A 25,842-nucleotide genomic window follows, 5' to 3' on the forward strand; every position below is an offset into this window, starting at 1 on the left:
CACTTCCGGCGGCCTGCCCGCTGGCGGCGCCATGCGGGTGATGGGCTCGGAGACGGAATACGGCATCCACGCGCCCTCCGCGCCGGGGGCCAACGCCACCATGATGTCGGCCCGGGTGATCCAGGCCTACGCCCAGGTGACACGGCAGCGTGCCGCCGGCGGAGCGGAAACCCGCTGGGACTACACCGACGAGGAGCCGCTGCACGACGCCCGGGGCTGGACCCTGGAGCGGAGTGCCGCCGACCCGGAGCAGCTCACGGACCAGCCGCCGGTCCTGGACGCCGAGGCGGTTGCGTTGGCCTACGGCCGGGCCGAGCTGGACCACGACGGCGAGGACGAATCCGGCACCCTGCTGATGAACATGGTGCTGGGAAACGGTGCCCGGCTCTACGTCGACCACGCCCATCCCGAGTACTCCAGCCCGGAGGTAACCAACCCGCGCGACGCTGTCGCCTGGGACGCCGCCGGCGACCTGGTGGCCCTGGCCGCGGTGCGGCGGCTGGCGGGCGACCCGGAACTGCCGCCGATCAACCTCTACAAGAACAACACGGACAACAAGTCGGTGTCCTACGGCTCCCACGAGAACTACCTCATGCCCCGCACCGTCCCCTTCGGTGACATCGTCCGCGGCCTGACCCCGTTTTTTGTCACCCGCCAGATTATCTGCGGCTCCGGCAGGGTAGGCCGGGGGCAGGACAGCGCCCGGCCCGGATACCAGATCAGCCAGCGCGCTGACTTCTTCGAGACCGAAGTGGGCCTCGAGACCACCATCCGCCGGCCCATCATCAACACCCGAGACGAACCGCACGCCACTGCCGACAAGTACCGCCGGCTCCACGTCATCATCGGCGACGCCAACCTGAGCCAGGCGTCCAACTACCTCAAGTTCGGCACCACCGCGATGGTCCTGAGCCTGATCGAGGCCGGCCTGGCCCCCCGGCTGGAGGTCCACGAGCCGGTCGGCGCACTCCAGGCCGTCAGCCATGACACCTCCCTCACGGCCACCCTGCGCCTGCTCGACGGCCGCCGGATCACCGCCCTGGACCTGCAATGGATCTACTATGAGGCGGCCGCAAAGCACGCCCAGGACACCGGCGTCGCCGATGCCGTGGACGGCGACGGCCATACCCACGCCGTGCTGGAGCGCTGGTCCGCCACCCTGACCGAACTGGGCACGGACCGGGCCGCCGCCGCCTCGTCCGTGGAGTGGCTGGCCAAACTCTCCCTGCTGGAGGGTTACCGGGACCGCGACGGGCTGGACTGGGACAACGCCCGGCTGGGCCTGGTGGACCTGCAGTGGGCGGATATCCGGCCGGAGAAGGGGCTGTACCACCGTCTGCTCGCCCGCGACCGGATGAAGCGGATCGTCGACGACGCCGCCATCGGCCGGGCGGTGACCGAACCGCCGTCGGACACCCGGGCCTTCTTCCGGGGACGCTGCGTCAGCCGCTTCGGATCCGACCTCGTCGGTGCCAGCTGGGACTCCGTGATCTTCGATGTGCCCGGCCGCGGCAGGCTCCAGCGCGTCCCCACCCGTGAGCCGCTGCGCGGTACGGAGGCCCTCACCGGCGGCCTGTTTGCCCGGCACCGGGAGGCCGGACCGTTCCTCGCCGAGCTCCTCGGGCTCAGCCCCGGTTCGTAGGAGCAAAGGCCCCCGCCGACGCCTCGGGCGTGGCAGTATTGCTACAGGATGTCCCTTCGAAAAGATGGGGACGGACAGAAGGAGAAAACAATGGCAGGCCAGGAGCAGCAGCAGCCGCAGTCGCGCGATACCGAGGTTGACGAGGACGTCCCCGCCGCCCCGCCGGCACCCGCGGAAGGGCAGGCATCAGCCGCCACGCAGGGCGTGGACGATCTGCTCGATGAGATCGACGGCGTGCTGGAATCCAACGCCGAGGAATTCGTCCGCGCCTTCGTCCAAAAGGGCGGCCAATAAGGCCGCGGCCGGCCGCCGGATGAGGGCGGGACCGGGCTTGAGGAAGTCGTTGATCCACCACGTTGAGGGAGTGCACCAGTGCAGGAAACCACAGCCAACCAGGTAGCAGCCAACGCGACGTCCTCCTTCACCGAGCACCTGCAGCGCGAACGCCCGGGTTTACTGCCCCTCGGCCAACTGCCCTTCAACCAGCCGCATTTCGGCCAGCTGCCACCCGGAACCCTGGCGGCCAACGCACCCCTTCAGGTGCCCCACGGGACCACGATCGTCGCCCTCAGCTACGCCGGGGGAGTGCTGATGGCTGGCGACCGGCGTGCCACTATGGGCAACGTGATCGCCAGCAGGCACATCGAGAAGGTCTTCCCGGCGGATCAGTACTCGGTGCTGGGCATCGCCGGGACCGCCGGGATCGCCCTCGACCTGACCCGGCTGTTCCAGGTGGAGCTTGAGCACTACGAAAAGATTGAAGGGACCCTGCTGAGCCTCGAGGGCAAAGCCAACCGGCTCGGCGCGATGATCCGCGGAAACCTGCCGATGGCCATGCAGGGACTCGCCGTCATCCCGCTGTTCGCCGGCTTCGACCTGCCGGCCGGAGCCGGTCGCCTCTTCTCCTACGACGTCACCGGCGGCCGCTACGAGGAACAGGAACACCACACGGTGGGCTCCGGCTCCATGTTCGCCCGCGGCTCGCTGAAAAAGCTGTGGCGGCCCAACCTCTCCGAACAGGAAGCCGTCGCCATCGCCGTCGAGGCCCTCTACGACGCCGCCGACGACGACTCCGCCACCGGCGGCCCGGACCCGATCCGGCGGCTCTGGCCGGTGGTCTACACCGTCAACCGGTCCGGCGCCGTCCGGGTCCCGGACCGGGAACTCGCCGCGGTGGCGGGCAGGATCATAGAATCAAGGGCCATAGCCCAGCGGGAGGCCTGATATGACCCAGCAGTTCTATGTATCGCCAGAACAGCTGATGAAGGACCGTGCGGATTTCGCACGGAAAGGCATCGCACGGGGCCGCTCGGTGGTGGTGGTCAGCTGCCGGGACGGGATCGCCCTCGTGGCGGAAAACCCCTCTCCGTCACTGCACAAGATCGGCGAGATCTACGACAAGATCGCCTTTGCCGCCGTCGGCAAGTACAACGAGTTTGAAAGCCTGCGCCAGGCCGGGGTGCGGTATGCGGATGTGCGCGGCTACTCCTACGACCGCGAGGATGTCACGGCGAGGGGACTGGCCAGCGTGTATGCGCAAAGCCTGGGCGCCGTCTTCACCGCCGAGCAGAAGCCGTTCGAAGTCGAACTCGCCGTGGCCGAGGTTGGCCCTAGCCAGGACCAGGACCACCTGTACCGGCTGACCTTCGACGGGTCCATCGCCGACGAAAAGGGATTCGTGGTGATGGGTGGCCAGGCGGACAAGGTAGCCGAGGCCGTCGCGGCCGGCTGGCAGGGCGAGCTCGACTTCGCCGCCGCCATCCGGCTCGCCCTGGCGGGACTCGTGGCGGACAAGGAAACCACCACCCTGCCGGCGTCGGCCGTGGAAGTTGCCGTACTGGACCGCGGTTCGGAAAGCAGCCGCGGCACCCGCCGCGCATTCCGCCGCCTAGAGGACGCCGACATCGTGGCATTGCTCGCTGAGGAGGACTGAGATGGACAAGCGTATTTTCGGCATCGAAACCGAGTTCGGGATTTCCTATTCGAGCCCGGAGTCACGTCCGCTGGCTCCCGAGGAAGTGGCCCGCTACCTCTTCCGGAAGGTGGTCAGCTGGGGGAGGTCCTCCAATGTGTTCCTGACCAACGGCTCACGCCTGTACCTCGACGTCGGTTCCCATCCGGAGTACGCCACAGCCGAGTGTGACGACCTCGCCCAGCTGATAGCGCACGACCGGGCCGGCGAACTGATCCTGGACGACCTCGTGGACGAGGCGCAGGAACGGCTTGCCTCCGAAGGCTTCAACGGCACCGTGTACCTCTTCAAGAACAACACGGACTCCGCGGGCAACTCCTATGGCAGCCACGAGAACTACCTCATACCGCGCCGCGGGGAATTCTCCCGGCTTGCGGAAATCCTGATCCCGTTCCTGGTGACTCGCCAGCTCATCGCGGGGGCAGGAAAGATCCTGAAGACCCCGCATGGCGCCACGTTTGCCTTCTCGCAGCGCGCCGACCACATCTGGGAGGGCGTTTCCTCGGCCACCACCCGGTCCCGGCCCATCATCAACACCCGTGACGAGCCGCATGCCGACGCCGAGTTCTACCGGCGGCTGCACGTGATTGTGGGCGATTCCAACATGTCCGAGACGACGGCGCTGCTCAAGGTAGGCACCGTGGACCTGATCCTGCGGATGATCGAGGCCGGGGTGATCATGCGCGATATGCGGATGGAAAACCCGATCCGCAGCATCCGCGAAATATCCCATGACCTGACCGGCCGTGCCCTGGTCCGGCTCGCCAACGGCCGGCAGCTCACCGCCCTGGAGATCCAGCGCGAATACCTGAACAAGGTCACGGCGTTCGTCGCCGAGCAGGGTGCCCACAATGCGCATGTGCCGCTGATCCTGGACCTGTGGGAGCGCACCCTGGACGCCATCGAAAGCGGCAACACCAGCACGATCGACACCGAGGTGGACTGGGCCATCAAGAAGAAGCTGATGGACAACTACCGCGAACGGCACGGACTGGGGCTCGACGCGCCACGGATCGCGCAGCTGGACCTGACATATCACGACATCTCCCGCACCCGCGGGCTCTATTACCTGCTGCAGTCCCGGGGCGCGGTGCGCCGGGTGGTGGATGACACTGCGGTCAAGGATGCGGTGGATGCCCCGCCGCAGACCACCCGGGCCAAACTCCGCGGCGACTTCGTCCGGAGGGCGCAGGAACTCGGCCGTGACTACACGGTGGACTGGGTGCACCTGAAGCTCAACGACCGCGCCCACCAGACCATTCTCTGCAAGGACCCGTTCCGCAGCGTGGACGAGCGGGTGGATGCCTTGTTGGACTCTATGGGCTGATATCCAGCTTTCCACGTTATTCTGGTAGAGGCCGCCAGGCGGCCAGTGCTTTCTTTGCCGCGGGAATCCATGCGGCATCGCGTCCACCCTGCCTCGACGAAAGTTTTTAAGTGCGCCGACTACTAGCAATTCTTCTTCCCGGACTGCTGCTGCTGACCGCTTGCGGCGGCGGCGAGCCTCCCGCGCCGGAGCCCACCAGCCAGTCCGCTGGCGAGACCGCAAAGCTCGACTCCGTCAAGGTGACAGAAAAGGGCGACAAGGAGGCGCCTGGTGTTGAGTTCACCAAGCCCCTGGAAGTCGCCGAACCCACCGTCAAGGTGATCACGGAGGGCAGCGGCGAGCGGGTCAAGGCCAACCAGATCGCGGAAATCTCCATCCTCGCCCTCAACGGCACGGATGGCAGCACCCTGGAAGACACCTATGCCGGTGACCCGGAGCCGCTCGAACTGAACGACGAGCTCAAGACGTCCAGCGCCGTCATCTACAACGCCTTTGTCGGCGCGAAGATCGGCTCCCACCTGGCCCTGGCCGTCCCGGGCAAGGCCGCCGCCGAGGGTGCCGAAGCGCAGCCCAGCCAGCTCCTCGTCGTCAAGGTGCTCTCCGCCAAGGAGGCTCCGAAGGTGCTGGACAAGCCCGAGGGCGAAGCCGTGACCCCGCCGGCAGGACTGCCCACCGTGAAGGACAACGACAAGGGCACCCCGGAGATCTCGGTCGCCGGCGTCGCCGCCCCGACCGCCCTCATTTCCCAGGAGCTCATCAAGGGCACCGGCCCCGAGGTCAAGGAATCCGATACCCTCACCGTCAACTACGTGGGCGTGACCCTGACCGAGGGCAAGGTGTTCGATTCGAGCTTCGACCGCGGTGAGAAGGCCACCTTCGCGCTCACGGGCGTCATCAAGGGCTGGACCCAGGGCCTGACCGGCAAGACCGTGGGCTCCCGCGTCCTCCTGGTCATCCCCAAGGACCTCGCCTACGGCGACGAAGGCCAGGGCGACGCCAAGGGCGATCTCGTCTTCGTCGTCGACATCCTCGGCGTCAAGTAACCCGCCTTACCCACCACACGCCACCCCAAGCCACGCAAGAAGGAGCAGCCATGTCATTTGGAGAGCGCAACATCGACCGCCAGAAGCCGGAAATCGACTTCCCCCAGGGCGACGTTCCCACCGAACTCGTCATCACCGACCTGATCGAGGGCGACGGCGCCGAGGCCAAGTCCGGCGACACCGTCTCCACCCACTACGTCGGCGTGGCCTGGTCCACGGGCGAAGAATTCGACGCCTCCTGGGGCCGCGGCGCACCGCTGGACTTCCGCGTCGGCGTCGGCCAGGTCATCCAGGGCTGGGACCAGGGCCTGCTGGGCATGAAGGTGGGCGGCCGCCGCCGGCTGGAAATCCCCTCCGAACTGGCCTACGGTTCCCGGGGCGCCGGCGGGGCGATCGGCCCGAACGAAGCCCTGATCTTCGTCGTCGACCTCGTCGCCGTCCGCTAGCTAGGAAGCGCCGGTCCGGGGAACCGGACCGCAATATAACGACAGAGCGCGGTAACAATCGGAATCTACTTTCCGGCGGTTACCGCGCTTTTGTTATTTTCCCGCAGGGACTTTAGTAGCCTTGCGGGGTGTCCGCCTCACGTACAGAACGCCTCCTGAACCTGCTCATCGCCCTGCTCAACACCGAGTACGGGCTGCGCCGCCGGGAGCTGCGCGAAAAGGTCTACCACGACTCCACGAGCACCGACGTCGCCTTCGGGCGGATGTTCGAACGCGACAAGGGCGAGCTGCGCCAGTTCGGCTTCGAGGTGGAGACGTTGACGGACAAGGGCTGGGGCTCGGATGACCCGGCCACCACCCGGTACCGGATCGGCAAGGAATCCAACCGCCTGCCGGACGTCAGCCTCACGCCCGAAGAGTGCACGGTCCTGATCCTGGCAGCCCAGCTCTGGGAACACGCCGCCCTCGGCTCGGCCGCCCTGGACGCGGTGCGCAAACTCCAGGCAGCCGGCGGCCTCGTCTATGCCGAACTTCCGGCCGGGGTCCAGCCACGCATCCGTCCCGCCGGGCAGGCCTTCGAGGACCTCGTTGCCGCCATGCATGCCCAGCACCCGGTCAGCTTCCGCTACCTCGCCGGCAGCACCGGCAAGGAAGAGGAACGGCTGGTGGAGCCCTGGGGGATCGGCAGCCGCTTCGGCCAGTGGTATCTGGTCGGACACGACAGGACCCGCGGGGACAAGCGCTTCTTCCGGCTCTCCCGCCTGGCCTCGGCTGTGACCGTGCTCGAGAAGGAAGCCTTCACCCCGCCGTCCGGATTCAACGTCCGCGCCGAACTTGCGGGGCTGGCGGAGCTGCCGGTCCGCACCGCCGTCGTCGACGTCCAGCACGGCAGGCTGCTGGGACTGCGCAAACGGGCCGTGGCCGGTTCGTCCGACACGCCGTCAGCGTCCGGGGCGGAGCAGCCGGGGGCGCACCAGCCCGGCGCGCAGCAGCCGGGGGCGGGCAGCGACCGGCTCATTGTGCCGTTCCGGGACGCTGAGACCCTCGGCGAGGAACTCGCCTCCTACGGCCCCCGGGTAAAGGTTGTGTCCCCGCCCGAGCTTGTCACCGCCGTGCGGCGCCGCCTGTCCGCCGCCGCGGACTTCGCCGCCGCACCCGTCCCGCCGGTCATCTTCCCGGCCGCCGGCGCCGGTAACGCCAAGCACCGACGCAAACGCACCTCCGAGGACCAGCTCAAGAGGATGCTCCAGCTGGTCCCGTTCCTGGCGCACAACCAGGGCCTGCACATCAGCGAGGTCGCTGCACGCTTCGGGATCACCCGCAAGGAACTCGAGGAGGATCTGCGGATCCTGATCTGCTCGGGCCTGCCGGAGGGGTACCCGGACGATCTGCTGGACATCCAGTGGGACGACGACCACGTCTTCATCAGCCAGGACCTGGACCTCAGGCCTGTTCGCTTCACTGTGGAGGAGGCCTGTGCACTGCTGACCGGCCTGGAGACCCTCAACGGACTGCCCGAGCTCGCCGAGGGCGGTGCCCTGGAGTCCGTGACGGTCAAGCTCATGGCCGCGGCGGGGGAGGAGGGGCTGAAGGCGGCGTCACTGTCCGGCCCCGAGGTGGGTCCGGACAACGCGGCGAGCCTTGATACGGCGCGGGAAGCCATCAGGAAGGGCGCGCAGCTGCGGCTCCGGTATTTTTCCCCGCAGACCGACTCGGTCTCGGAACGCGATGTGGATCCGCTGCGGCTCTATTCGCTGGACAACACCTGGTATCTCGAGGCCTACTGCCACTCCGCCCGGGGCCTGCGCAACTTCCGGCTGGACCGGATCGAGGAACTGCACCCCAACGGCAGCCCGGTGTCAGCGACGGCCAAGCCGGCCGGGAGTTTCCCGGTGAAGCTTTTCACCCCGAACGACGACGACACGGTGGTGGTCGTGGAACTGACCCGCCGGGGCGTCGGCCTCGCCGATGACTACTACGCCGAACGGACCGCGCCGCTGCCGGGCGGCGGCCTGCTGGCCGAGATCCGCTTCGGGAGTCCCGACTGGCTGCCGATGTTCGAGGCCCAGCACGGCGGGACCGCCCGGATCCTCCAACCGGAGGCCCTGGCGGCCAGTGCACGGGACTGGGTCGATGCCGCACGGGCCCAGTATGAAGTCTGAGCAGTACGCCAGCTAGACTACTCAGCATGCCTTGGTGGTCCTGGATCGTAATCTGGATAGCGCTTGTCGCGCTCTCCCTGTTGTTCTTCGTCGTGCTCGGCGTGCGTTTGTTCCGGCAGTTCATGACGACAGTCAAGGAAGTCGGCGAAGCGGGGGAGCGGTTCAGCCACCTGCCGTCCAGCCCCGTTGCCCCCGGTTCTTCCGCCGTTCATGTTGACGCCGTAGACTCCAACGGTGCCGAGGCGGCGACAGCATCCGGTCCGCCCGCGGAGCCCGGCTCCGCCGTTTTTGCCTCGCCCGCCCGGATGCGCCACGATTACCACGCAGCCAAACTGTCCCGGCAGGAGGGACGCCGCCTGCGCCGCGTCCGGCGCAGGACGGACCGCGGCCAGCCCCAGCGGCTGCGCGACATCGGATTCAGTTAGACATAGGATGTACTCAAACGAAAGGACCTTGCCATGAGGCTTGAAGGCTGGCATCTCATCATCATCATCGTTCTGGCATTGGTGCTTTTCGCCGCGCCGAAGCTGCCCGGCATGGCCCGCAGCCTGGGCCAGTCGATGCGCATCTTCAAGTCGGAAGTCCGCGAAATGAAGAAGGACGGCAACACCGACGCCAAGGATGATTCCGAGGCCGTCGAGGGCCGGGTGGTAAACCACCCGCGGACCCCCGGCACGGAAAGCCGTCCGGCAGAAGAGACCGACGTTCCGCCCCCGAACCGCGCCTAAGTCCACATGGCAGTAACCATGGGCCGTCGATCCAACCCCGAGGGGCGGATGGCGCTGCTCGACCACCTGAAAGAGCTGCGGAACCGCCTCTTCAAGTCGGCGATCGCCGTCGTGCTGGGAACGGTCGTCGGATTCCTCGTCTACCAGCCGATGCTGGCCGCCCTGATCAAACCGATCCGCGACCTGAACGGACATGAGGGCCGGCAGGCCACCCTGAACTTCGACAGCGTGGCAAGCTCCTTCGACCTGATGATCCAGGTGTCCGTCTTCCTGGGCCTGATCGTCGCCAGTCCCGTCTGGCTCTACCAGCTCTGGGCGTTCATCGTACCCGGCCTGCACAAGAAGGAACGCCGCCTGGCCCTTTCGTTCGTCGCCGCCGCCGTGCCGCTGTTTGTCGGCGGCGTGCTGATGGCCTGGCTCGTGCTCCCGAACGCCGTCCGCGTTCTGACCGAATTCACCCCGCTCGGGGGATCCAACTTCATCAGCGCCCAGGTGTACCTGTCCTTTGTGCTGCGACTGATGCTGGCCTTCGGCATCGCCTTCCTGTTGCCGGTGATCCTGTTCGGCCTGAACCTCGCCGGACTGGTGAAGGGCAAGCAGCTCGTCAAGAGCTGGCGCGTCACCGTGTTCCTGGTCTGCCTGTTCGCCGCCATGGCCGCACCCGGGGCTGACGCCACGAGCATGTTCTATCTCGCCGTTCCCATGCTGGTCCTCTTCTTCGCCGCCATCGGGCTCTGCCTGCTCAACGACCGCCGCCGGGAACGGCGCGCCGTCAAGCGCGCCGAGGAAACCGAGGCCACCGCGGACCAGGCAACTCCCAGCTCCGAGCTGGAGAATCTCTAGCCGTTCGCGCACTAGGCTGGAACCATGTCCTCACTACCCGGGCCGGAGTCGCCGGCTGAGCGCTACCGCGCCAGCGCCGAACGGGCCGCAGAAGCCAAAACCTATCTGGGCGGGTTCATCCGGACGCTGGAATTCGAACTCGATGACTTTCAACGTGAGGCATGCCTGTCGCTTCAGGCCGGCCGCGGCGTGCTGGTGGCGGCGCCCACGGGGGCGGGCAAGACGATCGTGGGGGAGTTCGCCATCTACCTGGCCCTCCAGCGCGGCCTCAAAGCGTTCTACACCACCCCGATCAAGGCGCTCAGCAACCAGAAGTACGCCGAACTGGCCGCGAAGTACGGTGCGGCCCAGGTGGGCCTGCTGACGGGCGACACGAGCATCAACGGCGAGGCGCCGGTGGTGGTGATGACCACCGAGGTGCTCCGCAACATGCTGTACTCGGACTCCGACACACTCGAGGATCTGGGCTTCGTCATCATGGACGAGGTCCACTATCTCGCCGACCGCTTCCGCGGCGCCGTCTGGGAAGAAGTGATCATCCACCTGCCCAGCGAGGTCCAGGTGGCCTCGCTCAGCGCCACCGTCTCCAACGCCGAAGAGTTCGGCGCCTGGCTGGACACCGTGCGCGGCCAGACAGACGTGATCGTCTCCGAACACCGCCCCGTGCCGCTCTGGCAGCACGTCATGGTGGGCCGGAAGATCGTGGATCTCTTCGCCGGGGACACGAGCTTCGATGAGATCGCCCCCGCCGGGGAGGCCGATGTCTCCGCGGTAACTGCCGGCCCCAGCACCCGCCCGGGCTTCGAGGTCAACCCCGAGCTTCTCTCCATGGCACGGGCCGAAAGCCAGATGAACTTCCGCGGACGCTTCGGCCACGGCGGCCGCAGCCAGCGGCGGCAGCGCGACCAGCAGAATCAGCAGAACCAGCAGAGCCAGCGCGACGACGCCCCGCAGGGCGGCCCGCGCAGCCCGGTCCGCAAGGCCGGCCGGCCGCAGGTCATTGCCAGCCTGGACCGGCAGGACCTGCTGCCCGCGATCACCTTCATCTTCTCCCGCGCCGGCTGCGACGCCGCCGTCACGCAGTGCGTCTCCGCCGGGCTCTGGCTGACCACGGAGCAGGAACAGCTGATCATCGCCCGGCGGGTCGATGAATCCACCCAGGACATCCCCGCCGATGACCTCGACGTCCTCGGGTTCTGGAGCTGGCGCGACGGGCTGCTCCGGGGCCTCGCCGCCCACCACGCCGGCATGCTGCCCACCTTCAAGGAAGTGGTGGAGAAGCTCTTCGTCGACGGACTGGTCAAGGCCGTCTTCGCCACCGAAACCCTCGCGCTCGGCATCAACATGCCCGCCCGCTGCGTCGTGCTGGAGAAGCTGGACAAGTTCAACGGCGAGGCGCACGTCAACATCACGGCGGGGGAGTACACCCAGTTGACGGGCCGCGCGGGCCGGCGCGGGATCGACGTCGAGGGCCACGCCGTCGTCCTGTGGCAGCCCGGCACCGATCCGGCCGCCGTCGCCGGCCTCGCCTCGAGGCGGACCTACCCGCTGGACTCAAGCTTCCGGCCCACCTACAACATGTCCATCAACCTGCTGGCCCAGTTCGGCAGGCCACGGGCCCGGGAGATCCTCGAGTCTTCCTTTGCCCAGTTCCAGGCGGACCGCTCCGTCGTCGGGCTGGCCAAGCAGGTCCGGGGCCGGGAGGAATCCCTCGCCGGGTTCAGCAAGGCGATGACGTGCCACCTCGGCGACTTCACCGAGTACTCCAGGCTGCTGCGGGCGCTCTCAGACGCGGAGAAGAAAGCCTCCAAGGGCACCTCCAGGGCGAGGAAGTCCCTCACGGAGGACTCCCTGAGCCGGCTGCTGCCCGGCGACGTGGTGGACGTGCCCAGCGGCAGGACGCCCGGCCTCGCCGTCGTCCTCAGCTCGGACCATGACGCCCGGGAACCCCGCCCGGCCGTCATGACCCTGGACAACCAGCTGCGCAGGATCGGCCTCCACGACGTCGAGGGCCCGCTCTCGCCGATCACACGGATCCGGATCCCGAAGTCCTTCAACGCCAAAGTGCCCAAATCGCGGCGCGACCTGGCGTCCTCCGTCCGGAACGCCATCCGGGAGAACCGGCCGCCGGCGCCGCCGAGCCGGAACGACGACTTCGGCCGCGCCGCGGCCTTGCCGAACCAGGAAAAGCGGATCGCGGACCTGCGGCGCGAACTGCGCGCCCACCCGTGCCACGGCTGCAGTGAACGCGAGGACCACGCGCGCTGGTCCGAACGCTGGTGGAAGCTCCGGCAGGAGACGGACGGGCTGGTCCGCCAGATCCAGGGCCGCACGAACACCATCGCCAAGACCTTCGACCGGGTATGCGGCGTGCTGGCCAGCTACGGGTATCTGGAAACCTCCGCCTCCGGCGTGCTCACCATCAGCCGGGACGGTCAGCGGCTGCGCCGGATCTACGGGGAGAAGGACCTGCTCATTTCCCAGGCCCTGCGGATGGGCGCCTTCAGCGACCTCGACGCCGCCGAAGTCGCGGCCATCGCCAGCGTCCTGGTGTACCAGGCCAAGCGTGAAGACCGGGGGCTGCGGCCCAAGATGCCCAGCGTCTCGCTGGAATCCGCCGTCGACACGGTGGTGCGTGAGTGGTCTGCCCTCGAAGACGTGGAGGAAGCCAGCAAGCTGCCGCTGACCGGCGAACCCGAGCTGGGACTCGTCTGGCCGATCTTCAAGTGGGCCAGGGGCCGGCACCTGCAGGAAGTCCTCAGCGGCACGGACCTCGCCGCGGGGGACTTTGTCCGCTGGGTGAAGCAGGTCATCGACCTGCTGGACCAGCTGGCCAAAATCCCCGGCCTGGACCCGCGTATTTCCCGGCTGTGCGGGGACGCGATCAAACTCATCAAGCGCGGCGTCGTCGCGTATTCCTCGGTGGCGTAGTGCACGCCGCCGGCCACCAGCTGCAAGGAGCTCCCGCACCATGACCGATTCACCGGCCACCCCCGCGCCCAGCAAGGTGACGATGTACCGCAACGGTTCCGTCTACACGGCCGCCGATCCCTTTGCGACGGCGATGCTGGTCGACGGCGGCACCGTCGCCTGGGTTGGCTCCGAACAGGCCGCCACGTCCATCGCTGATTCCTCGATGGACGTCGTGGACCTGCGGGGTGCGCTCCTGGCCCCCGGCTTCGTCGACTCCCACATTCACCTGGCCGAAACGGGGATTGCGCTGGGCTCGGTGCAGCTCGGCGGCGTCGGCTCCGCGCGGGAACTGCTCGACGCCGTGGCCGGATCCTGCGTCTCCGCTTCCAGCGCGGGAGGCACCGTGCTGGGCCACGGCTGGGACGAGACCCCGTGGGCCGATCCCACCCTGCCGTCCCTGGCGGAACTCGAACGGGCAGCCGGCGGCCGCAAGGTCTACCTGTCCCGGGTCGACGTGCACTCGGCACTGGTTTCCCCTGCCCTGGCGGCGTCGGCCGGCCTGGCGGGTCTCGATGGCGTGTCCGCCGGCAGCCAGGTGAAACGCGCCGCGCACACAGCCGCCCGGCTGGCAGCGCGGCAGATGCCCGCAGCCGCGCTCCGCGGCTACCAGCAGCAGGCCCTGGCCGAAGCGGCAGCCAACGGCTACGTGGCCGTGGCTGAGATGGCGGCACCACATATCGGCAGCGTTGAGGACCTGCAGTTCGCGGTGGCCTGGAACGACGGGACCCACGACGGTCCCGCCGTACCCGAGGTCCTGCCGTACTGGGGCCAGCTGGCACGTTCCGCGGAACATGCCCAGTCCATCCTCGACGGCCTGGGCGTGTCCGTGCTGGGCCTCGCCGGCGATCTGAACATCGACGGCTCGATCGGTTCCCGGACCGCGGCCCTGCGCTCGGACTATGGCGACGCCGCGGGGGAGCGGGGCACCCTCTACCTCTCGGAGGAGGAAGCCGCCGCGCATCTGGCCGCCTGCTCGCTGCTGGGCATCCAGGCCGGCTTCCACGTCATCGGCGACGCCGGACTGGACGCGGCCCTGAACGCCCTGGACGCGGCCGCGGCGGAGGTCGGGGAACAGAAGGTCCGGGCCGCCGGGCACCGCTTTGAACATGTCGAGCTGGCCGACGCCGACGCCATCGGCCGGCTGGCCAAGTACTCGGTGACGGTCAGTGCGCAGCCGGTCTTCGACGCCCGCTGGGGCGGGGCCGGCAAGCTCTATGAGCAGCGGCTCGGGTCACGGCACATCGGGATGAACCCCTTCGCCTCCTTCTACGCTGCCGGAGTCCCGATCTGCTTCGGCAGTGACAGCCCGGTTACGCCGCTGCGGCCCTGGTCCAGCGTCCGCGCCTGCCTCGAACACAGCAACCCCGCCGAACAGATTTCGGCCCGCGCCGCCTTCCTCGGGCACACCCGGGCCGGCTGGCGGGCAGCCCGCTACCGGAACCCGATGGCCGGCCAGCTGGTCCCGGGCGCTCCGGCCAGCTTCGCCGTGTGGGCGGTCGAGGAACTCATGGTCCAGGTGGCCGACGGCAGGGTGCAGTCATGGAGCACGGATCCCCGGGCCCGCACACCTCTGCTGCCTGCACTGGACACGGGCTCCGAGCCGGACTGCCTGCTGACCGTCCGCGACGGACGCGAACTGTTCTCGAACGGGACCCTCGGCGGCTGACGGACGAGGCACCCGGCCGGCGAGGCTCCGGCGATTCCCTATAATGGAGAGTTGCGCCTACTGCCAGCTATCAGCAGACTCCGTGGCGCACCGCCCGCTCCCTCCAAGGAAAGGCCTCGCTGTGCGTGTCCTCACGATCATCCCGACCTACAACGAGCTGGAATCGTTGCCCAAGACCCTCGGGCGCCTGCGCACCGCTGTGCCGGCCTCCGACGTCCTGGTGGTCGACGACAACAGCCCGGACGGGACCGGGCAGCTCGCGGACCGTTTCGCGGCCGAGGACAGCCAGGTCCACGTGCTGCACCGTAAAGGCAAGGCGGGTCTCGGAGCCGCCTACATCGCCGGTTTCAGGTGGGGCCTCGACGCCGGCTATGACGTGCTCGTGGAAATGGACGCCGACGGTTCGCACCAGCCGGAGCAGCTTCCGCAGTTGCTTGAGGCCGTGGACCAGGGCGCAGACCTTGCCATGGGTTCGCGCTGGGTCCCCGGGGGCAGCGTGGTCAACTGGCCGCTCTACCGTCAGGCGATCTCCCGGGTGGGCAGCACCTACGCGCGGATCATGCTCGGCGTCAAGATCAGGGATGTGACCGGAGGCTTCCGCGCGTTCCGCCGCGGCACCCTGGAGAAACTCAACCTCGACGCCGTCGACTCTGTCGGCTATGGCTTCCAGGTGGATCTCGCCTGGCGGGTGGCGAAGCTCGGACTGACGATCGTGGAACGGCCCATCACCTTTGTTGAGCGTGAACTCGGCGCCTCCAAGATGAGCGGCAACATTGTTGTCGAAGCCATGATCAACGTCACCAAATGGGGCCTCACGGCCCGCTGGAACAAGCTCACCGGCAAGAAGGCCCGCTAGCAGCCCGTCCGCCGGCCGGATACGCCGGCGGATTGCCGCCGTAACGCAAATGGGCCGGGTCCGCACCATCAGGAATGGTGGTGCGGACCCGGCCCTTTTGCTATGGCTGGTGCGCCGGCTGCCTAGGCCGAGCGGCGTTCGCCCCGGCGTTCACGCAGGATCGTGAGGCGGTCGTCGAGGATCTGCTCAAGCTCGGGGAGCGAGCGGCGTTCCAGCAGCATGTCCCAGTGCGTGCGGACTGCCTTCTCGTTGCTGTTCACGGGACGTTCGCCGTTGACCAGCAAGGCTTCCTTGCCCGTCTTCGAAACCCAGACCGGGGGGATCTCCGCTTCGGAGGAGAAGGTCACGAATACCTGCTCGCCGTCCGCGCAGCGGTACTCAACCCGCTGGCGCGGAGCCGGTTCGACGCCGGATTCGGTCTCCATGCTCTGTGCGCCAAGGCGCATACCCCGCAGGCTGCGATCGCTCATCTTTTCTCCCTCTATTCGGTTCGCAGGGCCGTGCCCTGCGTGATCCGGGGGCCTGGGGCCTCGCCGGACTACTGGGTGCATTGCGTTGCCTTGACTGGCCAACCACTGGACAAATACTGGCTAAATCGTCACTGGATTCAACGCTTTGCGAAGCATAATTGTTCCGACGGACTGAACCAGCCGGACAAATATTCAAGTATACCGGAAGGACGCGCCCGGGGTAAAGTCTTTGCGGCGGTTCCGCGCGGCCGGCAGGGGCCATCGGGCAACACAAAGCCGGCAGGACAAGGCCCGCAACACAAACAAGGAGGCACCCGCCCAGACGGATGCCTCCCTTGTCCCTTGTGCGCCTAGATTGGCGGCCGCGCAGGGGGAGTCGGGCCGGCAGACGGAGCGACGGCTTCCGTGCCCACGGCGCCCGCCGCTTCGCCCGATGCCGGGGCCGCGGGAGCCCTGCCGTCCGCGTCCGGGCCGAACAGGCCAACGGATGCCTGGCCGGAAACCGCCCCACCCAGGGAGCTGCCGATTCCCTTGAGCGCTTCGCCGACCTCACTCGGAATGATCCAGAGCTTGTTCGCCGAGCCCTCGGCGATCTTCGGGAGCACCTGCAGGTACTGGTACGCAAGCAGCTTCTGGTCCGGGTTGCCCTTGTGGATGGCGTCGAACACCTTCTGGATGGCCTGGGCTTCGCCGTCGGCCCGGAGGATCGCGGCCTTGGCGTCGCCCTCAGCCTTCAGGATGGAGGACTGCCGCTGTCCTTCGGCCGTAAGGATGGCCGACTGCTTGGTGCCTTCGGCGGTCAGGATGGCGGCGCGGCGGTCACGTTCGGCCCGCATCTGCTTTTCCATCGAGTCCTGGATCGAGTGGGGCGGATCGATCGCCTTGAGCTCCACCCGGGAGACGCGGATCCCCCAGCGGCCCGTCGCTTCATCCAGCACGCCGCGGAGCTGCCCGTTGATCTGGTCGCGGGACGTCAACGCTTCTTCGAGGTTCAGGCCGCCGACGACGTTGCGCAGCGTGGTGGTGGTGAGCTGCTCCACAGCCTGGATGTAGTTGGCGATCTCATAGGTCGCTGCCCGGGCATCCGTGACCTGGAAGTAGACCACAGTGTCTATCGAGACGACAAGGTTGTCTTCGGTGATGACAGGCTGCGGCGGGAAGGAGACCACCTGTTCACGCAGGTCCAGCAGCGGGAGCAGCCGGTCCACGAAGGGGATCAGGATGGTGAGGCCGGGGTTAAGGGTGCGCTGGTACTTGCCGAGCCGTTCCACCACGCCGGCCCGGGCCTGCGGGACAATCCGCACCGAACGCACCAGCACAATTATTACGAACGCAACGAGAACCAGCAGCACGATTGCGACTGCGATATCCATACATCACCTTTTCCCCAGTTATGTGTTCCTGCTATGGCTGCGGCCGGATGCCTGCCGCGTGTCCTGCCGCCGGTGACGGCGGCTGGAAGTCTGTTTCCCCGCCAGCGGGACGCCCGCTGCACTGCGTCCGGCGGCCAGCGTCTGCCGACCAGCGTGTACTGACTTGCGCCTACTGACCTGCATCTATTGACTTGAGATTTCCGGCTGCGGGGCCACGACGGCCGTTGCACCGTCAATGGCGCTCACGACGGCGTGCTGGCCGGGCGCGAGGACACCGGTCTCGGAGCGGGCGCTCCAGACGTCCCCGCCGATCTTGACCAGTCCGCCGCTCTCGCTGACGGGTTCCATGACCAGCGCGGATTCGCCGATCAGGCGTTCGATATTGCTGCGCTGATCCGCCGGGCCCCGATGGAGATGCTTGAGGGCGACGGGCCGCACGAAGCCGATCATGAGAAGGGAGACCACGCAGAAGGCCACGATCTGGAGCCAGAAGTCTGCGCCGGCGAAGTCGGCCAGCAGCCCGGCCAGGGCGCCGCCGCCGAGCATGATGAAGAAAAGGTCGAGAGTGATCATCTCCACCACAGCGAACGCCAGGAAGCCCGTGAGCCACAATGCCCACCAGTTTTCGGCCAGCCAGTCCAACATCTGTTCCCCCTTCGCCCCCGGGGGCTGCCGGCGCAGACCCTCAGTAACTGTCATTCCATCCTAAGCCGAAGCTTGCGGGCAGCGGGGGGCAGCGGAAGACAGTTCGGCAACGTGGCCAAGTCGTTACTTTGGCTTCTCCCGGCAGGGCTAAGGAACCGGGCTCAGGACCGGGGTTCGAAAACGCTGATCCTGAACCGGGCGGACACTGCGGTCACCGGCGGAAGCCCCGCAGAAAGCGTGGCGAGGGCGGCGCGGTCCAGATGGTGTCCGGCCGGGCCCATCAGGGCCAGTCTCGCAGCGTCGGCAGGGGAAAGGGCCAGATCCAGGTCCAGGTCCCGGGAGCCAGAGGCGGAGAAATACCCCTCCAGCGAGGCGGCGAGACGTTCATCCTTCGCCGGTTCGATGCCGAGCATGCCGGTCTGCCCGGCGACCTCCGCGAGATGACCGGGCCGGGGCGTCACCACCACAAGGCGTCCGCCGGGGCGCAGTACGCGGGCGAACTCTGCCGCGTTGCGCGGCGCGAAGACTACGGTGACGACGTCGACGGCGTCGTCCGCGACCGGCAGCGGCTGCCACACATCGCTGACCAGGTTCACCGCTTCCGGGTTCAGTTTGGCCGCACGGCGGAGCGCAAATTTCGAAATGTCCACTCCGATGGCGGTGGCGGGTGCCCCGTCCAGCAGCATCCTGTCCAGCACCGCCCGGAGGTAGTGGCCGGTCCCGGTTCCGGCGTCGAGCACCGTGGCCGGCCTGCCGCCGGCACCGCCTGCGAGGACCCGCCCGGACAGTTCAGCCACGGCATCGGCGAGCGGCCGGTAGTGCCCGGCGGAGAGGAACTCAAAGCGGGCCGCCACCATGTCGGCCGCGTCCGCTTCGAAGACGGTGCCTTTGCCGACGAGGAAGTTGAAGTACCCCTGTTTGGCGGCGTCGAAACTGTGGCCCGCCGGGCACACCAGGGTACGGCCGGAGCCGTCACCAAACTTCAGGCTGTTCCGGCAGACCGGGCACAGCAGGGCGGAGGCAACGGACGCGGGAAGCATACCGTCCATCCTAGGACGGCCCCCGTGCCGGTGTGCGGACTAGGCGCTGGCCGCAGCCGTCGCGTCCGGCAGAAACCCGAGTTCCTGCCGGGCGAGGCTGATGTCCGGCTGGGCCCACCGGGCGGAGTATTCGGCATTGTTGCTGATGGATCGGAGCTCGGCCCTGTCCAGGTACAGGATCCCGTGCACGTGGTCAGTCTCGTGCTGGACGATCCGCGCTTGCCAGCCGCTGAAGTCCCGCTGTCGGGCGCCGCCATCCGGCGCCAAGAAGTCAAGCCTGACGGACTCGGGCCGGGACACGGCGGCCTGCAGGCCGTTGAGGGACAGGCATCCTTCGTAAAACGCCACGGTCGAGGCGCCGAGCGGACGGTAGGAAGGGTTCAGCATGGCGAAGAACGGCAACGGCTCCCGCCCGCGGACGGCGGCGACCTCGGGGTCAACGTCGAACTGGTCCTCGAGAACAGCCAGCTGCAGCGGAATGCCGAGCTGCGGGGCCGCGAGGCCGACGCCTGGCGCCTTGTGCATGACGCTGCGCATGAGGTCGATCAGCTGCCCCAGTTCCGCCGCAGTCAATTGGCCGTCGAAGGGCGCGGCCACGTGCCGGAGAACCGGGTGGCCCGCCTGGACAATCGCCGGAAGCATCCCGGCGGTGAGAATCTGCTGGACGGTTTCGTGAATACGTGCGGCGCTGAAGTCCGTGGGCTTGGCGTCTGGTGACATGGCAACAGACTACTGGCGTCCGCATGCGGTCGTCACAAAGTCGTAGATGCGTCCCCGCAGGAGGGCACCGGCGTCGACCTTCAGCAGCCCGTCCCGTCCTCCCACGGTCACCCGGAGGGGAAGCAGCGTCCCGACTTTGTCCTCCGCCACCGCGTGCGGGTCGCAGCGGGCGGGCCTGATACCCAGCCGGAGCTCCCGGCTTGCCCCGCCGGCGGGCACCGGAACGGCGTGCGGCCACGGGGCGGACTGGTCCTCCGCCAGCAGCGTGGTGCCCTCAATCCGGTCGAGCGTCAAGGAAGCCGGCCCAGCCGCCGGGCCGGCATCGTGCGGCGTAATGACGAGCCGCACGACGGCGGTCCGGCCGTCCGCGGCGACCTCCAGTGCCGGATCCAGCTGGAATCCGGCGACCGCGGCTGCCGCCTGCGCGAGACACATTTCGGTGTTGTTCCGGCTCAGGACGCCGAAGGGGTCGGCCGCGGCCACCGCTACCGTTTCGCCGGGCGAGGCGGCCGCCGCTAGCGTTTCGCCGGGCGAGGCGGCCGCCGGCGTCGTTTGGGTGGCCCGGGCCATCCGGAGGGATACTGTCGGGGCGTCGTCCGCCTGGCCGCCCGCCGGGCCGCAGACCGGCGCCGGTAACTGGGCCGGGAGGCTCTTGGTCTGGCCGGGCGGGAGATCGATCCCGCCGGGCGGCGCCTGCCAGCCGAACTCCGCCGTGAACAGCGCACTCCCCAGCCGGGCACCCAGCACGGTCAACACGCCGTCGGAGTTGTTGGTGAGCTCGATCGAGACGATCTGCTTGCCGTAGTTGTCGCGGAGCTGGTTGATCTCGGCGCTAATAGGGAACGCCTGTGGTGTCTCGCCGGGGCCGGTGCCGGCTGTAGTTCCGCCGCCCGGACTGCACGCCGCCATGACGGCCAGCACCGCCGCCAATGCGGTTGCTGGCAGAGCAGTTCGGAGGGCTGTTGGCAGTGTTGTTGGCGGTGTTGTTGGAACTGCCGAGCGCCGGTGCTTCGCGGGGAGGCAAGCCATGCGGTCAGTCTAATCCTCCTCAACGGTGCCACCGGGTGCCCGCCGGGACCACGCGGCAGGTCCCGGTCCATGACTGGACAGGCCCCTCCTGACCGCGCCTTCCCTGCTCACTGCATCGTGAACCGGCGGGCCACAAACGAATTCACGGCAGGAACGGCGGCGGCCGCCGCGATGGCATGACTGCGGATGTTGAGGAGTCCGCCGCCGAAGGGCCTGCCCAGCGCCATGTTGAGCTCGGACTGCCGTACCGCCCTGGCTGCTGCCGTCATCCGGCTCCGTTCGAAACTGCGCAGCTGCGCTCCCACGCGGTCACCCTGCAGGGCGGCGAGCACGAGCGGGGCCAGGGCCACCGCGTCGAGCCAGCCCAGGTTCATGCCCTGGCCTCCGATGGGGCTGACCTCATGGGCGGCATCGCCGATCAGCACCGTCCGGCCGGTCACCATCCGGCGGGCCAGCCTGGACCGCACGCCGAAGCTGCTGAGCATGCTGTTGCTGCCGGCGTCGACGTCAATGCCTGTCCGTTCGCGGACCTGCTCCGCCAGCCAGCAGGCGTCCGGCAGGGTGACAGGTCCGGAGTTCGTCCCGGGGTTCCAGCCGGGCTTCGTACCGTCCAGCCGGATGACCCAGCGCCGCAGCCCGCCGGGCAGGGGAAAGGACTCGACAATCCCCTCCGGGGCCAGGAAGAGGGCCGCATCCGGGCCGAAGCAAGTGCTGTCGGCAAAGTCGCCCATCAGGTACCTGTCGGGATAATGCTTGGCCCTCACGGCCGTTCCCTGCAGGGTCCGCACCGCCGAGCGGACACCGTCGGCGGCGATCACGAGGGCCGCCGAATGCCGCACCGGACCGGCGGGTGAGCTGCCCGCCACCCCGACCAGTCCGCCGTCGTCGTGCAGGCCGGTGAGGCGGACACCGCGGCGCAGGGCGCCGGGATCGAGCTCCCTGACGCGCTGTTCGAGGACCGCTTCGGTACGGCTCTGCGGCAGGGACAGGACGAAAGGGAAGCTGTCCGACACGCCGGCAAAGCTCATCTGGGCCAGTTGCCGGCCGCCGCCGAGGGCGATGCCGCGACGGATCGGGACCCCCTGTGCCACCAGCTCCTGCGCGACGCCGATCCGCCGCAGCACGTCCAGCGCCGGGGGATGGATGCCGATGGCCCGGGAGTGCTGGTCCCGCTCCGTTCGCTGTTCGAGCACCCGGACCCGCACGCCGCTTTGCAGCAGCAGGGCGGCCATGAACAATCCCACCGGCCCGGCGCCGACGATCAGGACCTCAGCCACCTGCGGCTCCTTTGTCGGTGTTGGTGCCGGTGTTGGTGCTGGCGTTCTTGTCGAGGATCAGCAGATTCCGGTAGGGGGAGTGGCGGGCCACGTTCCAGCCCGGGGGAGCGGCGGCGCGCAGCTCCGCCGCGGTATAGCTCCGCCGGATGGAGGTCAGGCCGTCCTTCCGGATGTAGGAGCCGGTGAAGGGCCAGGAGCCGGCAAAGAACAGCGCATAGGCGACGGCGCTGCGGCGAAGGTCGTTGTGGATCACCCGTCCGTGGCACAGCTTCGCCGACTCTGCCAGGAACTCGGGCAGCTCGTCTGCGGCCAGATGGTGGAGCACGTGATTGGACACGACGAAGTCATAGCTGCTGCCCTCGCGTGCCAGACCGGACGCCGTCGCCTGCCGGAACGTCACGCGGGCGGCGCGGTGCCTTTCCATGGCGAACCGGCTGGCGCGCGGATCCGGGTCAATGGCGGTGATCTCGAGCCTGAGGCCGTCCCGGGCGGCCCAGCGGGACAGCCTCACCGGCACATCGCCGCCGCCGCAGCCGATGTCCAGCAGCGTGGTGGCCGAGCCGGCACGGAGCCGTGGCCTGAGCTGGCGCAGGTAGATGCCCCGCCAGCCGGAGACGGCCCGGTTGACCAGCGCGAACTGAGCGTAGGTGCGCTCCAGCCGTGCCGGGTCGCAACCGGGCAGATCCATTTCCTCGACGGCGTCAGCCGCACGTTCCCGCAGGAGCTCCACGCAGCGCCCCTCAGGCCAGCGCGGATTCCGGCTGCGCGGAGGCGGCGCTTCGCTCCGGCCGGCAGGAATCCGCCGTGCGGTGGTCGCGGAGCTTGGTGAACAGTGCCGTCTCCACCGTCAGCCCGGGCCCGAACGCCATTGAACAAATCCGCCCGTCGCCGTCTTCGGCCGGAAGATCCAGGATGTGCTTGATCACGAACAGCACGGTCGCGCTGCTCATATTGCCAAAGTTCCGGAGGGTTTCACGGGCCGGCACCAGCTGCTCGTCGCTGAGGTCCAGCCGGGACTGCACCTTGTCCAGGATGCTGCGGCCGCCGGGGTGGATGGCCCAGTGCCGGATGCCGCGGTAGGGGAGTCCGAGCAGGGAACTCTCCCGGGACAGCAGCGGTTCCAGGGCGCCGATGATGTGGTCGTCGATGATGTGCGGGACGTAGTTGCCGAGGACCATCTCGAAGCCTTCGTCGCCGATGTTCCAGGCCATGGATTCCTCGCCGACGGGCGTCAGGACCGTTTCGAAGTGGTCCAGCTGCAGGAGCGGAGCTTCGCCGGGGATGTCCCGCGCACTGACGATTGCCGCGGCCGCACCGTCGGCAAACAGGGCAGATCCCATGATGGTGTCCGGATCGTTGGAGGTCCGGACATGGAGCGAGCAAAGTTCCGCGCAGACCACGAGCACCACGGCGTCCGGGTCCGCCTCGCAGAAGGACTTGGCGGCCCGCAGCGCGGGAAACGCCGCGTAGCAGCCCATGAAGCCGAGGTGGTACCGCTGCACGGCCGGGTTCAGCCCGAGGGCGCGGACGATCTTGTAGTCGGGACCTGGGTTGAAGAATCCGGTGCAGGAAACCGTGACAAGGTGAGTTATGTCAAGTAGATCGATTCCCGGGCAGGCGTCCAGGGCCTTTTGCGCCGCCTCAACAAAGAGTTTGGTGGCCTCCGTGGCGAAAATGTCGTTCCGTACCTTGGTACTGGGGCTCAGCAGCAGGCCGGTGGCGGAATCAAAGAACCGGGGATTCTCCGCCCGGCTGTCCAGGGTCATTTCCGCAACGGCCGTATACCGGGTGTCAATGGCTGCCGAGTCAAAACACGTGCTGACTAGCCGGGTGCCGAGCCTCGTGAGCCCGGGCTGGGCCGCAAACACGTCGCGGGCTTCGGTTTGGATCAGGACAGTTGGCGGAACAGCAGTTTCCAGGGATCTCAGGTAGACCGTCATGGTTCATTCTCAGTGAGGCCGGCGCTTAAGACAATGGATTCGCCGGGGCAAAGCCCGGGGACAATCCGCATCGAACCATCAGGATCCGCCCCGGTTGTCCGGCCCCTCCCGCGCACGCTCCCATAACGCCGATAATCCACATTATGTAAAGTAGAAGTGATCCGATTGCAGAATCTGCAGAATGAGACCCGGTGTCCCGTTGTCCTGTCTCATCTAAGTTGAGGCAATCTCACTACAGATGATGCATTGGCGGTTTCTGTCTCACCACACTTAAGGCATTGGTGCGGCGTGTCTCACTTCACTTAAGGCATCAGCCGGTTCCGTCTCACTACAGTTAAGGCATGGGACACGCTGCGGCGGCGTCCGAGGCTTGTGCCGGACGCGACATTGCTCCAGGCACCCTGACCTTCAGGGGGCAGTATTCCCCCGCAGCCACGACCGGCCTTCTTACCGAGTGCTGGATGATCCCGTTTGAGAACTCCCTTTCGATCCGGCGCCCAATGGCATTCAAGGGACAACGCAGCTTTGCCGGCCTGTGGTGGTGTGCCACGAACCAGCGGCACGTTGGTTTCGAGTCCTGGTGCGAACGCGACAATCTGATGTCTCTGGACTTCGACCCCAACGTCACAGGGTTCTCCTCCCAGCCCTTCCGGATCGCTTAGCCCGCCTCGCTCCCCCAGCGTTCACATGTGCCGGACTACTTCATCCGGCTGGCGGACGGATCCGCTGTCGTGATCGATGTCCGGCCCGATGGCAGGGTGAATCCGGCTGATCAGGAGGTTTTTCAGGCGACGGCGGAGTTATGCGCTACCGTCGGCTGGGCCTACAGACGCCTCGGCGGGCTGGCTCCTGTTTTTCTGGCGAATCTGCGGTGGCTGGCCGGATACCGGCACCCAAGGTGTTTTCGGGCATCGGCAGTGGGCCTGGTCCTGGACAGGCTCGCCCTGGACGGCCCTGTGTCAGTGCGTGACCTGGCCGCGGCAACCGGTGACCCTGTCACAGCCCTTGCGCCCACAGCCCTTGCGCCGCTGTTCCACCTGATGTGGAAGCAGGAGATCAGCGCAGACCTGAGGCGCAGGGTCCTCCATCTGGAGACAATGGTCTGGCTGAAGGGCGAGACGCCGTGACGGGCAGGCCCGCGGTGCTGACCCTCGGCGATGACGTTGAGCTCCGCGGGGTCATCTACCGGCTCACCGCTCTTGACGGCGACGTCGCCATGCTCGCCGTTGCCGGCGAAGCGCCCGTCGCGATCAAGGTCGGGTCGCTCCTGGCCGATGACACCTTCAGAATCGTCGGAACACGGCCAACCCGGCGGCGAATCGCCGGCCCATCAATGCTGTTCGACTCGTTACCCGCCGACGTGCAGGAAAAGCGCGGTGGATGGAGGGCCACATGACCGAGGTCCTGGATGGGGTCCCCAGCAACGCTGATCCGGGCCAGATCGCCAGACGGGCCTTCGACGTCGCACTCACATCGTTGCGGCAACGTGAGCAGGCCAAACTGGCGGAGCTTCACGAGTTGGGCGAAACCATGAGCATCGGCTCGCTGCAGAGACTGCGCCATGCCTATGAGACGAAGGGCGTCCTTGGGCTGGTTGACCGGAGGCTCATCCGCTAAACGCCCCTGGCCGGCCGGACGGACCAGCGCGTCGTCGTCGCCATTCTTTCAGTGCTGGAGGCCAACACCCATC

General features: G+C 67.7%; 26 protein-coding genes. 17 read left to right on the forward strand and 9 right to left on the reverse strand.

Annotated elements, in window-relative coordinates; all coding sequences use genetic code 11:
- Window positions 1–31: 31 nt before the first annotated feature.
- The 14 genes from dop to ABIB26_RS15890 all read left to right on the forward strand — a co-directional run bounded on the left by dop (window position 32) and on the right by ABIB26_RS15890 (window position 15,658).
- Entirely contained in the window at window positions 32–1,642 is a 1,611-nt protein-coding gene (gene dop / locus ABIB26_RS15825; protein ID WP_354245185.1) for a depupylase/deamidase Dop, read from the forward strand.
- 90 nt (window positions 1,643–1,732) lie between these two features.
- On the forward strand, window positions 1,733–1,936 hold the full coding sequence (locus ABIB26_RS15830) for a ubiquitin-like protein Pup (RefSeq protein WP_024365265.1): 204 nt from the start codon (window positions 1,733–1,735) through the stop codon (window positions 1,934–1,936).
- Between the two features lie 78 nt (window positions 1,937–2,014).
- Entirely contained in the window at window positions 2,015–2,866 is an 852-nt protein-coding gene (prcB, locus tag ABIB26_RS15835; protein WP_354245060.1) for a proteasome subunit beta, read from the forward strand.
- A gap of 1 nt (window position 2,867) precedes the next feature.
- Complete coding sequence (prcA, locus tag ABIB26_RS15840) at window positions 2,868–3,575, forward strand: proteasome subunit alpha (protein ID WP_354245063.1); 708 nt, start codon at window positions 2,868–2,870, stop codon at window positions 3,573–3,575.
- A gap of 1 nt (window position 3,576) precedes the next feature.
- Entirely contained in the window at window positions 3,577–4,941 is a 1,365-nt protein-coding gene (gene pafA / locus ABIB26_RS15845) for a Pup--protein ligase (RefSeq protein ID WP_354245066.1), read from the forward strand.
- Window positions 4,942–5,051: 110 nt separating this feature from the next.
- Complete coding sequence (locus tag ABIB26_RS15850) at window positions 5,052–5,984, forward strand: FKBP-type peptidyl-prolyl cis-trans isomerase (protein WP_354245069.1); 933 nt, start codon at window positions 5,052–5,054, stop codon at window positions 5,982–5,984.
- A gap of 50 nt (window positions 5,985–6,034) precedes the next feature.
- The gene (locus ABIB26_RS15855; protein ID WP_354245072.1) at window positions 6,035–6,430 is read left to right on the forward strand and encodes an FKBP-type peptidyl-prolyl cis-trans isomerase; all 396 of its coding nucleotides are present in this window, start codon (window positions 6,035–6,037) and stop codon (window positions 6,428–6,430) included.
- A gap of 128 nt (window positions 6,431–6,558) precedes the next feature.
- Complete coding sequence (locus tag ABIB26_RS15860; RefSeq protein ID WP_354245075.1) at window positions 6,559–8,592, forward strand: helix-turn-helix transcriptional regulator; 2,034 nt, start codon at window positions 6,559–6,561, stop codon at window positions 8,590–8,592.
- A gap of 26 nt (window positions 8,593–8,618) precedes the next feature.
- Window positions 8,619–9,017: a hypothetical protein gene (locus ABIB26_RS15865; protein ID WP_354245078.1), complete on the forward strand. Its 399-nt coding sequence runs from the start codon at window positions 8,619–8,621 to the stop codon at window positions 9,015–9,017.
- Between the two features lie 33 nt (window positions 9,018–9,050).
- Complete coding sequence (gene tatA / locus ABIB26_RS15870; protein WP_354245081.1) at window positions 9,051–9,320, forward strand: Sec-independent protein translocase subunit TatA; 270 nt, start codon at window positions 9,051–9,053, stop codon at window positions 9,318–9,320.
- 6 nt (window positions 9,321–9,326) lie between these two features.
- Entirely contained in the window at window positions 9,327–10,163 is an 837-nt protein-coding gene (gene tatC, locus ABIB26_RS15875) for a twin-arginine translocase subunit TatC (RefSeq protein WP_354245084.1), read from the forward strand.
- A 24-nt stretch (window positions 10,164–10,187) separates the two neighbouring features.
- Window positions 10,188–13,094 (forward strand): DEAD/DEAH box helicase, encoded by a 2,907-nt coding sequence (locus tag ABIB26_RS15880; protein ID WP_354245086.1) that lies wholly within the window; start codon window positions 10,188–10,190, stop codon window positions 13,092–13,094.
- A gap of 40 nt (window positions 13,095–13,134) precedes the next feature.
- Window positions 13,135–14,802, forward strand: coding sequence for an amidohydrolase (locus ABIB26_RS15885; protein WP_354245089.1), 1,668 nt, complete (start codon window positions 13,135–13,137; stop codon window positions 14,800–14,802).
- A gap of 121 nt (window positions 14,803–14,923) precedes the next feature.
- Window positions 14,924–15,658 carry a polyprenol monophosphomannose synthase gene (locus tag ABIB26_RS15890; RefSeq protein WP_354245092.1) on the forward strand — a complete coding sequence of 245 codons (735 nt, stop codon included), beginning with the start codon at window positions 14,924–14,926 and terminating at the stop codon, window positions 15,656–15,658.
- 122 nt (window positions 15,659–15,780) lie between these two features.
- Here ABIB26_RS15890 and ABIB26_RS15895 read toward each other — a convergent pair whose 3' ends face one another.
- From ABIB26_RS15895 to ABIB26_RS15935, 9 genes are all read right to left on the reverse strand, one after another.
- A complete protein-coding gene (locus tag ABIB26_RS15895) occupies window positions 15,781–16,128 on the reverse strand; it encodes an RNA polymerase-binding protein RbpA (RefSeq protein ID WP_354245095.1) in 348 nt (115 codons plus the stop codon).
- A 350-nt stretch (window positions 16,129–16,478) separates the two neighbouring features.
- A complete protein-coding gene (locus tag ABIB26_RS15900) occupies window positions 16,479–17,501 on the reverse strand; it encodes an SPFH domain-containing protein (protein WP_354245098.1) in 1,023 nt (340 codons plus the stop codon).
- Window positions 17,502–17,684: 183 nt separating this feature from the next.
- Window positions 17,685–18,146: an NfeD family protein gene (locus ABIB26_RS15905; RefSeq protein ID WP_354245188.1), complete on the reverse strand. Its 462-nt coding sequence runs from the start codon at window positions 18,144–18,146 to the stop codon at window positions 17,685–17,687.
- Between the two features lie 161 nt (window positions 18,147–18,307).
- A complete protein-coding gene (locus tag ABIB26_RS15910) occupies window positions 18,308–19,186 on the reverse strand; it encodes a methyltransferase domain-containing protein (RefSeq protein WP_354245100.1) in 879 nt (292 codons plus the stop codon).
- Window positions 19,187–19,225: 39 nt separating this feature from the next.
- Window positions 19,226–19,906 carry a peptide deformylase gene (locus ABIB26_RS15915; protein WP_354245103.1) on the reverse strand — a complete coding sequence of 227 codons (681 nt, stop codon included), beginning with the start codon at window positions 19,904–19,906 and terminating at the stop codon, window positions 19,226–19,228.
- 9 nt (window positions 19,907–19,915) lie between these two features.
- Window positions 19,916–20,827: a hypothetical protein gene (locus ABIB26_RS15920; protein WP_354245191.1), complete on the reverse strand. Its 912-nt coding sequence runs from the start codon at window positions 20,825–20,827 to the stop codon at window positions 19,916–19,918.
- A 215-nt stretch (window positions 20,828–21,042) separates the two neighbouring features.
- A complete protein-coding gene (locus ABIB26_RS15925) occupies window positions 21,043–22,212 on the reverse strand; it encodes an FAD-dependent oxidoreductase (protein WP_354245106.1) in 1,170 nt (389 codons plus the stop codon).
- Window positions 22,205–22,942: a class I SAM-dependent methyltransferase gene (locus ABIB26_RS15930; protein WP_354245108.1), complete on the reverse strand. Its 738-nt coding sequence runs from the start codon at window positions 22,940–22,942 to the stop codon at window positions 22,205–22,207. The genes ABIB26_RS15925 and ABIB26_RS15930 overlap by 8 nt, the downstream gene beginning before the upstream one ends.
- Before the next feature lie 10 nt (window positions 22,943–22,952).
- A complete protein-coding gene (locus ABIB26_RS15935; RefSeq protein ID WP_354245111.1) occupies window positions 22,953–24,152 on the reverse strand; it encodes a type III polyketide synthase in 1,200 nt (399 codons plus the stop codon).
- A gap of 689 nt (window positions 24,153–24,841) precedes the next feature.
- On the opposite strand from ABIB26_RS15935, the gene ABIB26_RS15940 reads away from it, so the two are divergent.
- The 3 genes from ABIB26_RS15940 to ABIB26_RS15950 are packed head-to-tail and all read left to right on the forward strand — an operon-like array spanning window position 24,842 to window position 25,769.
- Window positions 24,842–25,279, forward strand: coding sequence for a TnsA-like heteromeric transposase endonuclease subunit (locus tag ABIB26_RS15940; RefSeq protein ID WP_354245114.1), 438 nt, complete (start codon window positions 24,842–24,844; stop codon window positions 25,277–25,279).
- Window positions 25,276–25,548, forward strand: coding sequence for a hypothetical protein (locus tag ABIB26_RS15945; RefSeq protein ID WP_354245117.1), 273 nt, complete (start codon window positions 25,276–25,278; stop codon window positions 25,546–25,548). The genes ABIB26_RS15940 and ABIB26_RS15945 overlap by 4 nt, the downstream gene beginning before the upstream one ends.
- Entirely contained in the window at window positions 25,545–25,769 is a 225-nt protein-coding gene (locus ABIB26_RS15950) for a hypothetical protein (protein WP_354245120.1), read from the forward strand. The genes ABIB26_RS15945 and ABIB26_RS15950 overlap by 4 nt, the downstream gene beginning before the upstream one ends.
- Window positions 25,770–25,842 lie beyond the last annotated feature (73 nt).

Origin of the sequence: Arthrobacter sp. UYEF20 (genome assembly GCF_040546335.1) — a bacterium.
Classification (GTDB): Bacteria; Actinomycetota; Actinomycetes; order Actinomycetales; family Micrococcaceae; genus Arthrobacter.

Coding starts and splice junctions, on each gene's coding strand:
- dop (WP_354245185.1), top strand. CDS start 32: ATGCGGGTGATGGGCTCGGAGACGGAATACGGCATCCACGCGCCCTCC.
- ABIB26_RS15830 (WP_024365265.1), top strand. CDS start 1,733: ATGGCAGGCCAGGAGCAGCAGCAGCCGCAGTCGCGCGATACCGAGGTT.
- prcA (WP_354245063.1), top strand. CDS start 2,868: ATGACCCAGCAGTTCTATGTATCGCCAGAACAGCTGATGAAGGACCGT.
- pafA (WP_354245066.1), top strand. CDS start 3,577: ATGGACAAGCGTATTTTCGGCATCGAAACCGAGTTCGGGATTTCCTAT.
- ABIB26_RS15855 (WP_354245072.1), top strand. CDS start 6,035: ATGTCATTTGGAGAGCGCAACATCGACCGCCAGAAGCCGGAAATCGAC.
- ABIB26_RS15865 (WP_354245078.1), top strand. CDS start 8,619: ATGCCTTGGTGGTCCTGGATCGTAATCTGGATAGCGCTTGTCGCGCTC.
- tatA (WP_354245081.1), top strand. CDS start 9,051: ATGAGGCTTGAAGGCTGGCATCTCATCATCATCATCGTTCTGGCATTG.
- tatC (WP_354245084.1), top strand. CDS start 9,327: ATGGCAGTAACCATGGGCCGTCGATCCAACCCCGAGGGGCGGATGGCG.
- ABIB26_RS15880 (WP_354245086.1), top strand. CDS start 10,188: ATGTCCTCACTACCCGGGCCGGAGTCGCCGGCTGAGCGCTACCGCGCC.
- ABIB26_RS15885 (WP_354245089.1), top strand. CDS start 13,135: ATGACCGATTCACCGGCCACCCCCGCGCCCAGCAAGGTGACGATGTAC.
- ABIB26_RS15895 (WP_354245095.1), bottom strand. CDS start 16,128: ATGAGCGATCGCAGCCTGCGGGGTATGCGCCTTGGCGCACAGAGCATG.
- ABIB26_RS15900 (WP_354245098.1), bottom strand. CDS start 17,501: ATGGATATCGCAGTCGCAATCGTGCTGCTGGTTCTCGTTGCGTTCGTA.
- ABIB26_RS15905 (WP_354245188.1), bottom strand. CDS start 18,146: ATGTTGGACTGGCTGGCCGAAAACTGGTGGGCATTGTGGCTCACGGGC.
- ABIB26_RS15910 (WP_354245100.1), bottom strand. CDS start 19,186: ATGCTTCCCGCGTCCGTTGCCTCCGCCCTGCTGTGCCCGGTCTGCCGG.
- ABIB26_RS15915 (WP_354245103.1), bottom strand. CDS start 19,906: ATGTCACCAGACGCCAAGCCCACGGACTTCAGCGCCGCACGTATTCAC.
- ABIB26_RS15935 (WP_354245111.1), bottom strand. CDS start 24,152: ATGACGGTCTACCTGAGATCCCTGGAAACTGCTGTTCCGCCAACTGTC.
- ABIB26_RS15950 (WP_354245120.1), top strand. CDS start 25,545: ATGACCGAGGTCCTGGATGGGGTCCCCAGCAACGCTGATCCGGGCCAG.